Source organism: Raoultella sp., from assembly GCF_039594335.1.
GTDB lineage: Bacteria > Pseudomonadota > Gammaproteobacteria > Enterobacterales > Enterobacteriaceae > Klebsiella.
In genome coordinates this window covers 1-11,753 of record NZ_JBCNNS010000129.1, presented here as the reverse complement: position 1 = coordinate 11,753, position 11,753 = coordinate 1, and the positions used below count along the sequence as shown (strand labels likewise).

General features: G+C 55.2%; 8 protein-coding genes and 1 pseudogene. 4 read left to right on the top strand and 5 right to left on the bottom strand.

Annotation, left to right across the window (positions count from 1 at the left end):
* Nucleotides 1-377: substrate-binding domain-containing protein (locus ACZAHD_RS18290; protein WP_462458041.1), on the bottom strand; the 377-nt coding region annotated here is incomplete at its 3' end.
* 403 nt (nt 378-780) lie between these two features.
* Between ACZAHD_RS18290 and ppa the strand changes: the two genes are divergently transcribed.
* On the top strand, nt 781-1,308 hold the full coding sequence (gene ppa / locus ACZAHD_RS18285) for an inorganic diphosphatase (RefSeq protein ID WP_004857176.1): 528 nt from the start codon (nt 781-783) through the stop codon (nt 1,306-1,308).
* Nucleotides 1,309-1,869: 561 nt separating this feature from the next.
* Here ppa and ACZAHD_RS18280 read toward each other — a convergent pair.
* From ACZAHD_RS18280 to tamA, 3 genes are read right to left on the bottom strand one after another with little or no spacing between them, the layout of a single operon-like run.
* Nucleotides 1,870-2,214: a gamma-glutamylcyclotransferase family protein gene (locus ACZAHD_RS18280; RefSeq protein WP_462458040.1), complete on the bottom strand. Its 345-nt coding sequence runs from the start codon at nt 2,212-2,214 to the stop codon at nt 1,870-1,872.
* 2 nt (nt 2,215-2,216) lie between these two features.
* Entirely contained in the window at nt 2,217-5,993 is a 3,777-nt protein-coding gene (gene tamB, locus ACZAHD_RS18275; protein ID WP_462458039.1) for an autotransporter assembly complex protein TamB, read from the bottom strand.
* Complete coding sequence (tamA, locus tag ACZAHD_RS18270; RefSeq protein ID WP_462458038.1) at nt 5,990-7,723, bottom strand: autotransporter assembly complex protein TamA; 1,734 nt, start codon at nt 7,721-7,723, stop codon at nt 5,990-5,992. The genes tamB and tamA overlap by 4 nt, the downstream gene beginning before the upstream one ends.
* Nucleotides 7,724-7,931: 208 nt before the next feature.
* On the opposite strand from tamA, the gene msrA reads away from it, so the two are divergent.
* Nucleotides 7,932-8,573 (top strand): peptide-methionine (S)-S-oxide reductase MsrA, encoded by a 642-nt coding sequence (msrA, locus tag ACZAHD_RS18265; RefSeq protein WP_462458037.1) that lies wholly within the window; start codon nt 7,932-7,934, stop codon nt 8,571-8,573.
* Here the strand turns inward: msrA and ACZAHD_RS18260 are convergent.
* Nucleotides 8,574-9,621 (bottom strand): annotated as a pseudogene (locus tag ACZAHD_RS18260) (LacI family DNA-binding transcriptional regulator).
* A gap of 190 nt (nt 9,622-9,811) precedes the next feature.
* Between ACZAHD_RS18260 and ACZAHD_RS18255 the strand changes: the two are divergent.
* Both ACZAHD_RS18255 and ACZAHD_RS18250 read left to right on the top strand, forming a co-directional pair.
* Complete coding sequence (locus ACZAHD_RS18255; RefSeq protein WP_462458042.1) at nt 9,812-10,996, top strand: Gfo/Idh/MocA family protein; 1,185 nt, start codon at nt 9,812-9,814, stop codon at nt 10,994-10,996.
* On the top strand, nt 10,993-11,753 hold a 761-nt coding region (locus ACZAHD_RS18250; RefSeq protein WP_462458036.1), incomplete at its 3' end, for a Gfo/Idh/MocA family protein. The genes ACZAHD_RS18255 and ACZAHD_RS18250, both read left to right, overlap by 4 nt.

Here is an 11,753-nt window from a genome sequence, read left to right as displayed (position 1 = left end):
ACGGTTGTCATGTAAAGATCTTTGTCTTTCACATCAATAGAGCGGTCGAGCAGGAATACCGGAATTTTGGCCTCTTTGGCCTCTTTCAACACCGGTTCCCAACCGGTCGCAACGACCGGCGCGATAAAGATGGCGTCGACGCCCTGAGCGATAAAAGAGCGGACGGCTTTAATCTGGTTTTCCTGTTTCTGTTGGGCGTCGGCAATCTTCAGAGTAATGCCGCGTTTCGCGGCTTCCTCCTTCGCAACGTTGGTTTCAGCCGCACGCCAGCCGGATTCAGAACCGACCTGGGAAAAACCTACGGTAAGAGGGGCAGCCATGACCATAGACGACATAGCTGCGGAAACTGCTGTGACAAGAAGTAAGCGCTTCCACATAAGAGGATCCTCGTAGGGTTATTGTTGGTTAAAACCTCACCTGCCGATAAACTATAGACAATCGGAGATGTAACTGAATGCGTTACATCACACTTCAAAAAAGTTAATTAGATGTTGATTGATATGATTCTCACCAGCGGAGAGCCGGTGGGGCTTCGCGGCCCGCACGTCCTTCGCCGTTTATGACGAAATTTTGCACACTTTTAGATATCAAGAACATGCAATGAAAACGGTTACATAATTTTATTCAGTATGTAGCTATGTTTATGGATTTTCGTGCTGTATTGCCGGGAAGAATTCAGACTCCCCTCACCGGTTCTGGAGAAAAAGAAGCGAAGACATTCGATGTGAGTTGGCTATAATACCTGGCAATTGTTTGCCATACATTTTAAAGGAAACAGACATGAGCTTACTCAACGTACCTGCAGGCAAAGATCTGCCGGAAGACATCTACGTCGTGATCGAGATCCCGGCGAACGCAGATCCAATCAAATACGAAGTCGACAAAGAGAGCGGCGCGCTGTTCGTTGACCGTTTCATGTCAACGGCGATGTTCTATCCGTGCAACTACGGCTACATCAACCACACCCTGTCTCTGGACGGCGACCCGGTTGACGTACTGGTCCCGACGCCGTACCCGCTGGAACCCGGCTCAGTCATCCGCTGCCGTCCGGTTGGCGTATTGAAGATGACCGACGAATCCGGTGAAGATGCAAAACTGGTTGCCGTGCCGCACACCAAGCTGAGCAAAGAGTACGATCACATCAAAGATGTGAACGATCTGCCGGAACTGCTGAAAGCACAGATCACCCACTTCTTCGAGCACTACAAAGATCTGGAAAAAGGCAAATGGGTGAAAGTTGACGGTTGGGACAATGCTGAAGCGGCTAAAGCTGAAATCATTGCTTCCTTCGAGCGCGCTAAGAAGTAATTCTGCCGCACTCTGGTTATCGAAAACACCGCCTCAGGGCGGTGTTTTTGTTTCTGGCACAAAGCCTTTCCCGGGTGGCGGCTAACGCCTTACCCGGGCTACAGATACCCGCAGGCGATGCGCGGGGTGAGAAATCCAGACACCGCACGCGCCCGTAGCACCGGTCAGCAAAGCGCCACCGGGGAATTCGCGGGGCTATTTCCCGGGTGGCGGCTAACGCCTTACCCGGGCTACAGATACCCGCAGGCGATGCGCCGGGTGAGAAATCCAGACACCGCATGCGCCCGTAGCACCGGTCAGCAAAGCGCCACGGGGGAATTCGCGGGGCTATTTCCCCGGTGGCGGCTAACGCCTTACCCGGGCTACAAATACCCGCAGGCGATGCGCCGGGTGAGAAATCCAGACACCGCACACGCCCGTAGCACCGGTCAGCAAAGCGCCACCGGGGAATTCGCGGGGCCATTACCCGGGCTACAAATACGTTTTTATGTCTGTCATCTACCTGTGCCGGGTAAATGGCAGACATAAAAACAACGCCACCCGAAGGTGGCGTTGCCGTGGTTAATACTGGTCTCTGTCTAACCAGTTGCCGTTCTCTATCAGCGTAAAGCCCTCAACGGGGCGCTGATAGACATACATCCATGCGCTGCCATAAGGCGTCTGGATCAGGTGACGTGCGTACTCACCGCCCTTGGTGCGCAGCGCGTCCAGTTCGGCCAGCGTTGATGCATCAATACGATACACTTCACCATGTACTGTGCCTTCGCCCGGCACCGCGCCTGGATAGTGGCCCAGACTGTACAGCTGATAATCGTTGACACAATGATCGCCCAGCCACTGAGCGTTGGTCATCCAGTGGCTGTTGCCTTGTTTGCGTCGTAAACTGCCGTAAACAAATATTCGCATTGCTAAAACTCAAACTGATAGAGCAAATCGAGAGCCTGGTCTACGCCAGACACCGCTTCCATATATAGTCTGGGCATCAGGCGATAGCGTAACGTCAACGTCGCCAGGGAATCAAAGATCCCTACCCCATATTTTACCTGCAGACCTGGCAGCACATAGCCGCTGACTACCACTTGGGAGGAGTCGCCCACTCCCTCGGTATCCAGCGCCAGATTGCTTACGCCAAACGTCTCGCCGATTTTACCCACAACCTGACCACTTTGTGCAACCCCCATACCAATAAGCATTGAAGTCATGGCGGCACTATCGCTCTGTCCGCTGCCTAAACCCTGCCCTCGCAGCAGGTAAGAAAGCGCTTCTTGCTGCGACATAACCGGGTCAGAGAAAATCTCTGCTTTCGGCTGATCGGCCGAACCGGTAACACGAACGCCAGCGATCACGTCGTCTTCTGTCGCCTCCGGGTTACGAATTGCTTCGATATTCAACAGCGGCTGATCTGGCGGGCCGGAGAACAGCAGCTCGCCTTTACGGACAATCAGGTCCTGACCGTAGGCATGGAAACGACCTTCCGGGATATTGATCTGCCCGTTCAGCCCCAGCCCCTGTTTATCCTGCGCCACTTTCAAATCGCCGGTCAGACGCGCTTTCAGGCCGAAGGCGCTCAGACGGACGTTGTTGCCAACGTGAATCGTCAGGTTACTGTTGACAGGGATACTGGCGCTCTTCTGCTCAATCGGCTGCAGATTTTTATCCAGCATCACTTCGTCAGAAGAGACCCCAACAGCACTTTCCGGCACATCATTGACGACGATACGCGCCCACGGAACATCAACGTTACCATCCAGGCTGAACAAGCTCGGAGTGGCGGTAAAGACCACATCCGGTGAAACGTCCAGCCTTACCATCGGCGGCACGGTAATACGCACCCGACTGCCTTTGGCCGCCACCTGCGCCCGCCAGTTGTCAATCTGGGTCCAGTCGGCATTACCGCTCAGGCTGATTTGGCCCTGTTTGGTATTCACGGTACCCTGCAGCGTTGAGCGGGTCCCGTTGAAGTTCATCGCCAGCTGGCTCGGCTGCATATCAAACGGCATAAAGTTACCGTCAATTTCGATACCGCCCAACTGCATCTGGCCAAACAGCTGCGGACTTTGCAGATTGCCGCCAAGGCGCAGGTTCGCATTGAGCTTCCCTTCCGCTTTCTCTCCCCGGGCAAAGATCGGGTTAATCATCGCCAGCGAGAAGTTATTGATATTCACATTGCCGCCGAGGTTGCGGCGCCCCTGCGGGTCGGTAACCTGAACCAGCCCATCCAACTGACCGTTGTTGGTCAGGCGAATCAGCCAGCCGAGCTGCGCACGGTTGTTATGCAATTCGGCCGTCAGGTTCAACGTATCAAAGGCCACCGGCAGCGGCGCATCGTTGACCATCTGGGTAACTTTAACATTGTGGCCGTTCAGCGTCACTTTGCCCTGCGGCAGCCCCTCTTTGGTCGTGTCCCAGCTGACATCCGCAGTGCCGCTGAATACGCCGCTGGCCTGGGTCGCCTCCGGCATAAACGGCTTCAGCATCGCCAGATCAAATCGGTTCAGATTGACGAGCGCCCGTCCGCTGGCGCCGGCATCGATGGTCTGCGGCACGCACAGTTCGGCGTTCGGGTTAGTCCAGCAGTGCGGCCCGATACTGATTTTCTGCTCGCGATTACGGTAATCCAGTGCGATGTTGCGTGTCAGGGAAACCGGCCCAACCGGGGTCTGGAAGCGGGTATTGCTCAGCGTCCCTTTCCAGCGTTCCTCTTTACGATCGAAGCTCCCCGCCAGCGACAGCTGCCCGGAAACCGGTTCGCCCTGCACTTTCAGCTGCAGGTCGTGCTGTTTCTCGTTGCCCTTCGCATTGAGCTGCACCAGGCTAATATTGACGCCCGGCTGGCTTATCCGGTCAACGCGGACATCAAGATTGCCGCCGATCTGATCGCTGGACTTCACGTCGCCCTTGACGTTAACCTGAGCGACGGTTAGCTCCTGCCAGCGCAGCGCACGCGCGGTGATATCCGCCAGCAGCTGCGGCGCATCAACGGTGCCGCGCACCTTCAACAGCCCCTTCGCCGTGCCGCCCAGCCCCGGCAGCGCATTGTCCAGATTGGGCGCATCGATGGTGGCGTCCAGATTCAGATCTTTCACCCCCAGCTCACCCTTCACCTCAGCGCTGTTCTTACCCAGCGCCAGGCGCAGCCCGGGGATTTTCCACTGCATGTAGCTGTTACCCTGCAGTGAACCACTGACATCGACCTTGTTCTGCTTAACGTTACCGGTGATTTTCAGCTCCGGTACCGACATCTGCCAGCTCCCGCCGTACAGACTGCCCTGAGTTTTAATTATCCCGTTCAGCTTCGACGGCCAGTCCGGTACTTCTTTGGCGGTATTGATACCGTCGAGCGTCAGCTCGCCGCGCCAGCTGATGGCCTGTTGCCAGTCGAGCAGCGCTTTCAGTTCGGTTTTCCCCTCCAGCGCCGCAACGGTCAGCTTGTCGAGATTAACCTGTTGTTCGTTCCCTTTGGCGTTGAGGGTGATTTTCGCCGGCGGCAGCGATTGCCCCTTCACCGCGGTACTGAACGCCATGGTGTAGTCGGTCATCTTGCCATTAAATTTCAGCAACACATCGTCGGCCTGGAACTGTTTTTCTCCGCTTAACGGCCAGTACAGCTGTTTACTTTTCAGTTCCATATTCAACGGCAGTCCGGCTTCCGCCAGCTGCGCGTCGGCGCGTAATGTCATCGCCACGGAACCGGCTAAATCCACGCCGATCTCCAGTTTTTTACGCACTTCGCCGCCGACGGTCAGCTTCACCTTCTCGCCTTTCAGCGGATCGATGTTCAGCGTACTGTTGAGGGTGATGTCTACCGGCCAGTTATCCTGCAGCTGCGCGGTGCCCGATGCATTGATCTTGCCCTGATCGGAATCGATATCCAGGGTATCCAGCTGCATTTTCCCGTCGATGCTGCTGACTTTCAGCAGCATGCTGTAGACGGTCATGTCGGTATCACCGGTGAGACGCAGTTGCTCGCCGTGGAACGACTGGATATTCAGGTTCAGCGGCAGATGAACGTCGGTCATCTCCGGCAGCACCGGCTGAGAGAACAGCGCTTTCATTGTCTCGCCGAGCGGTTTTTCTGCCGGTTTCGGCTTGTCGATCTTCGGTTCAACCACCTGCTCCTGCGCCACTTTCGCCACTTTCGGCAAGGCGATCAACAGCCCCTGCAGCGACGTTGGCGTCAGGGTCAGATTCTTCTCCTGCCAGTTCAGGCCGGTGGAGAAGTCCCTCACCGAAACAGCAGTATTATCAATTTTGACGTTGACGTTTTGCAGCGCGACGCGGCTCAGCGTAACAGGATACGGCGTCGAAAGATTCAACGGCCCCGAGTCCTCTGCTTCTACCGGTGCAGAAGGCGGCATCTTGCTGGTGTCGATCGTCACGTAAATATCGCGCAGCAAAATATCGTTCACGCACAGGCTGCTGTCCCACAGACACCGTAGCTTGACCGCCAGATGGAACTGACCGGCGGTGACCGCGACGCCCGGCTGCTCAAAGCGCACGTTTTGCAGCGTCAGATCACGCCAGCCGCCGGTCACCTTGCCGATTTCCAGTCCCGGGACCCAGCGGTCCGCCGCCTTCAGCACCAGATGCAGGCCGCTGGTCGTACCGACCAGGAACGCTACCGTCCCCAGCAGCAGGACCAAAAAGATGAGTATCCCGAGGCTTATCTTCTTCCATAAACTCATAATTCAGGCCCCAGACCGATGTAAAACTGTAAACCGTGTTCGTCTTTGTCACCGACCGGTGCGGCAATATCCAGCTTGATTGGGCCAACCGGCGATTGCCAGCGCACGCCGACGCCAGCGCCGGTTTTGAAATTGCTTTTGCGGATATCGCTCACCGCTTCGCCGCTGTCGACGAAAACTGCGCCCCACCATTTTCCGCTGACGTTGTACTGATACTCCAGCGAACCTGTCGCCAGCTTCGAGGCCCCCATCAGTTTGCCATCGTCATCCTTCGGCGAGATCGATTTGTATTTATAACCGCGAATACTGCGGTCGCCGCCGGCGAAGAAACGCAGATCCGGAGGGACTTTGTTGAAATCATCGGCTTCAATCCAGCCGAGGTTGCCGCGCATCACAAAACGGTGGCGGTCGTAGAGCGTACGGATCCACACATCCTGCGCCTGGGCGACGATGAAGTTAATATCCGAGCCCCACAGGGTGTTGGAGTAGTCCACCGAATAGCGCTGGGAGTCGCCCCAGGTCGGCATCAGGCCACCGCGGGAACGGGTACGGTTTACCGACACCCCGGGATAGATAAGCATCGTGGTGTTGGTCACGTTGGCCTGAGTAAAGTGGTCGAGGCTCCAGCGCAGGTTCAACGCACGCTGCCAGCCGCTCGACATCTCCCAAAAACGCGATACGCCGAGGGTAGTGGAATCGGCTTTGGTATCGTTGAGATCCGTACGTTTAAAGCCTCCCTGCATCAGGTAGTATTGCTCCAGCGGGCTTTTTAACAGCGGCACCTTATAGCTGAAATCAAGCTGCTGTTCAGGGGCGGAAAGGCTGAGGCTGGAAGTCAGGCTATGCCCGTAGGAGTTCATCCACGGCTTTTTCCATGTCCCTTTGATGCGCGGCCCGACGTCGGTTGAGTAGCCGACCCCGGTTTCAACGGTATTCTCTTTACGCGGGGAGACCACACCCTGCAAAGGCAGAACTTTGGTCTGGCGGGACTTTTCAAACTGCGGCGCCACCACCACGGAACTAAACCAGCCGGTCGCCGCCAGCCGGCGGTTGAGCTCGGCGAGATCCTGCGAGGTGTAGTAGTCACCCTGCTTAAACGGCACCAGGTTTTGCAGATATTCGTCGCGAATTTGCGATCCTTCAAAAGTGACCGGGCCAAAGCGGTAACGCTCGCCGCTGTTGTAGTCAATATCCCAGAAGGCTTGATGGCGGTCGAGAGAAACGCCAAGCTGGCTTTTGTTGAACTCGCTGTCGAAGTAGCCCTTGCGCAGCGCGACCCGGGTCAGAGAGCTTTTAAAACTGTCATAATCACCGTGATTGAGGACGGTGCCGATAGCCGGGCGCGTTTTTAACAAATCCAGATAGTCACGGTCGGTGCGCGCACCGCCCCGCAGGATGACTTCCGTGCCGCCAATACGTACCGGCTCACCCGGCGTGACTTTGGCAATCAGCACCTGCCGGCCTTTTTTCGGCGGCGGGCGTAAGTCGAAATCGATCGTCGGTTCGTAGTACCCCAAGGCTTTCAGCCCTTCGCGGATGGCGTCATCGACGCGCGCGCGAAAGCGGCGATCCGGTGTGACTTCATCGCTCTGGATCGTGGATAGCTGGGCCCGGACGTTTTTCTCCAGCTCCCCGGATAACCCCTCAACCTGTAAACGCACGCTCGCGGCGCTAGCGACCCCGCTGACCAGCAAAAGGCTGGTGACACATAACTGGCGGATTTGTAGCACATTTTCTCCTGAATATCCTTGTTTCCCCCCGCAGGAAACGAAAGTGCCGATCCCCGGCTTAACAAAACCCCAACAACTTAGGGTTGAAAAAGTGACGCTAACCCAAATAATTCTTATGCTTAAATCTAGACCTATTGCGCGTGTTTATTGTGTTAAAAGACACGCTTCGTTACAACCTTAACCCGACTGATGTTTCGAGAGGCCAACCGTGAGTCTATTTGATAAAACGCATCTTGTCGCCCAGGCGGATGCGCTGCCAGGACGCAACACCCCTATGCCAGTGGCAACACTCCACGCTGTCAATGGCCACTCCATGACCAACGTTCCGACCGGGATGGCGGTTGCTCTGTTCGCGATGGGCTGCTTCTGGGGAGTCGAGCGCCTGTTCTGGCAACTGCCCGGCGTTTACAGCACCGCCGCAGGCTACACCGGCGGCTACACACCGAACCCAACCTACCGGGAAGTCTGTTCCGGCGAAACCGGACATGCCGAGGCCGTACGCGTCGTGTACGATCCGCAGGTCATCAGCTACGCGCAGCTGTTGCAGGTGTTCTGGGAAAATCACGATCCGGCCCAGGGCATGCAGCAAGGCAATGACCATGGCACCCAGTATCGCTCCGCCATCTATCCCCTGACGCCAGAGCAGGATGAAGCGGCAAAGGCCAGCCTGGTACGTTTCCAGGCCGCAATGCGCGACGCCAACGACACGCGCGCCATCACCACGGAAATTGCCCCGGCGAAACCGTTTTACTACGCTGAGGACGATCATCAGCAGTACCTGCACAAAAACCCCTACGGCTACTGTGGCATCGGAGGCATTGGCGTCTGCTTACCGCCGCAACGGGCCTGACTACTGGTTTAGCGCCACGCGAGCAGCGTGGCGCGTTGCATTACTCACCGAGCCGTTATCTATGACTCTCCCCTGCAACAGCAGGTTGTAAATTGGCGCCTGCGGCCTGTTCAGTCGCGTTTGTAGTAGATGAACGGCTTCAATTCCCAGAGCGCGGCACGGCACTGTAATCCCCGTGATGGGCGTTGCAAGCCCGTGCTGTAAATTCCACTCAGAATCAGTCGTGATAATGGAAATATCCTGCGGAACACGGATCCCATGACGCAGCAAGGCTTTAAGTACACCATCGGTCATTCTGGTACTGTTAGGGAAGATAACTTCCGGCCACTCTTGTCTGTTGTGGCCTGACAACCACTCATCCAGCGCGCGCTCAGCCTCTTCAGCGGTATACCACTCCGTCACTAACAAATCGCGCTGTGGCTCAAAGGAGACGTGAAAATGGCGATACGCTTCTTTGATTCCATCCAGACGTGCATAAAGTGTTTCCCGGCGCAGACAGGTGATGGTCAGTACACGGCGATGCCCCTGCTCAAAGAGGTAACGTAGCGTCGTAAATCCAATGGCACGGTGATCGGGCGAAACGGAATCAAGCACCATGTCCCGGTCAAAGGAGTTAATTAATACACAGGGTTTATTAAGCGTGCTGGCGAGCTTAAATATTGTTGAATCATCCGTGCCAATGATAATGATGGCGTTGATGTTCTTGTGGCAGAAATAACTTCACGTCTGCATGCTGTTCTTCTAATCCACAATGGCTGATCCAGACATTATGCGCTGCGCTGGCTTCTGCAATACCTTTGGTCACTTCCAGATAAAAGACATCTCCACGTCCCTGAAAGGTTCTTTCAGGAGCAAAAACAGCAATACCGTTAATTAACAGCCGTCCGCTTGCCATCGACTGGAGCACGCCTAACTCTCGTGCGCTACGAATAATCGCTTCCCGGGCCTTATGACTGGTATAGGATTTGCCACTTAACACTCTGGAAACTGTACTGACGGAATAACCTGTCAGGCAGGCAATTTCCTCTATTTTTAACCTGCCTGGCATAGTGTGACCTCGCTCTCATTCATTTTTTGCAAATATTTGCAGAAACAGCCTGTTGATTTTAAAACCAAATTTCAGAAACGTTGAGTTTTACTTAAACACCTTGCGAGTATTCTCACAAAATAACATTGTCGCTGGGGCTCACCCTTTCTATTTTCCGGTCATCACGCTGTTAAATGAGAAGGAGAAAGCCATGTTGAGTATTGCCATTGTCGGCACCGGAAATATTTCTCACAACCATATTCAGGGCTGGGCGCAATTCCCCGAACGCTGCAAGATTGTCGCGCTGGTCGACATCTATCCGGAAAAAGCAGAAGAGAAAAAAACGCGTTATGGCCTGACCGATGCCCAGGTTTTCAGTAGCCACCAGGCAATGCTGGAAGCGGGTCTCACCATAGACGTGGTGGATGTATGTACCCCCCCCTACGTCCATGCAGAAATCGCCGTTGACGCCCTGAATGCCGGAAAGCATGTGCTATGCGAAAAGCCGATGGCCGCCTCGCTCGAAGAGTGCGATGCGATGATTGCCGCGCAAAAAGCGAGTGGAAAAACATTATCGGTTATTGCACAAAACCGCTTTACCGACGCCTTCTGGCGTTTAAAAACAGCGGTGGATTCCGGTCTCGCGGGCAAGATTTGCCACGCTCAGGTGGATTCATTCTGGTGGCGTGGACATAGCTATTACGATCTGTGGTGGCGCGGCACCTGGGAAAAAGAGGGTGGTGGTTGCACGCTTAATCATGCCGTACATCACATCGACGCCATTCAGTGGATGCTCGGCTTCCCGAACGAAGTGGTGGCCATGATGACCAATGTCGCCCACGACAATGCTGAAGTTGAAGACCTCAGTGCGGCCATTTTCCGCTATCCCCACGGCGCACTGACGCAATTAACGGCTTCTGTGGTCCATCACGGCGAAGATCAAAAAATTGTTATTCAGGGCGAAAAGGCGCGCATCTCCGCGCCATGGAAGATATTTGCCAGCCGCTCCGCAGATAACGGCTTCCCTGAGCCGGAAAATAACCGTGAGCTGGAAGATAAGCTTGAGACGCTGTTCCGCGCTACACCTCAGCTTAAGTGGACACTGCATTGCGGACAAATTGACGACATGTTGAGCGCCATTGAACAACACACTGCTCCGCTGGTTGATGGCGAGCAAGGAAAGCGCTCGCTTGAACTCATCACCGCGATCTACAAATCCGCCATCACCCGTTCTGTCGTGACGCTGCCAATCCCGAACTCCGATGCGTTTTACCGCACTGGCGGCCTGGTTAAAGAAGCCCCGCATTTTTATCAGAAATCCGCCTCCGTAAGCAATTTTGCAGAAGCCGGTGCCATCCCTTTGGGTAAAGACTTAGATTCAGGAGTAGAAAAATGAACAATAAAGACGGAATGAACTACGCCCCGACAAGTAAACCGCAACCGGTAGTAAAACCCGGAGAGTTTGTGATTGCCGCTGCCGCCCTCGATCACGGCCATATCTACGGCATGTGCAACGGCCTGATTGAAGCAGGCGCCACGCTGAAATGGGTCTACGACCCCGATCCAGAAAAGGTAGATAAATTTATACAACACTACCCGCAGGCACAGGCAGCTGACTCGTTAGAAACCCTGCTTAATGATGCCTCAGTGGCTCTGATCGCCGGGGCGGCGATTCCGTCAGAGCGTTGCCTGCTGGGGTTGAAAGTCATGGCTGCGGGTAAAGACTATTTTACCGATAAAGCGCCGCTGACCACCCTTGAACAGCTGGAAGACGCCAAAGCGATGGTCGCGAAAACCGGGCGCAAGTACGCGGTCTACTACAGTGAGCGCCTGCACGTTGAAAGCGCTGTTTTCGCTGGTAGCCTGGTGAAACAGGGGGCAATTGGTCGGGTCATGCAAACTCTCGGTACGGGTCCACATCGCGAGGGGACTGGACGTCCGGACTGGTTCTACGAACGCCGTTATTTTGGCGGCATTCTCTGCGATATCGGCAGCCACCAGATCGAACAGTTCCTGTTTTACACCAGCAACAGCGAGGCGCGGATTGTCGCCAGTCAGGTACGTAACGTAAACCACCCGCAATATCCGCAGTTTGAGGATTTTGGTGATGCAATGCTTGCCGGCAACAATGGCGCGACGGGCTACTTCCGCTG

Coding starts and splice junctions, on each gene's coding strand:
- ppa (WP_004857176.1), top strand. CDS start 781: ATGAGCTTACTCAACGTACCTGCAGGCAAAGATCTGCCGGAAGACATC.
- ACZAHD_RS18280 (WP_462458040.1), bottom strand. CDS start 2,214: ATGCGAATATTTGTTTACGGCAGTTTACGACGCAAACAAGGCAACAGC.
- tamB (WP_462458039.1), bottom strand. CDS start 5,993: ATGAGTTTATGGAAGAAGATAAGCCTCGGGATACTCATCTTTTTGGTC.
- ACZAHD_RS18255 (WP_462458042.1), top strand. CDS start 9,812: ATGTTGAGTATTGCCATTGTCGGCACCGGAAATATTTCTCACAACCAT.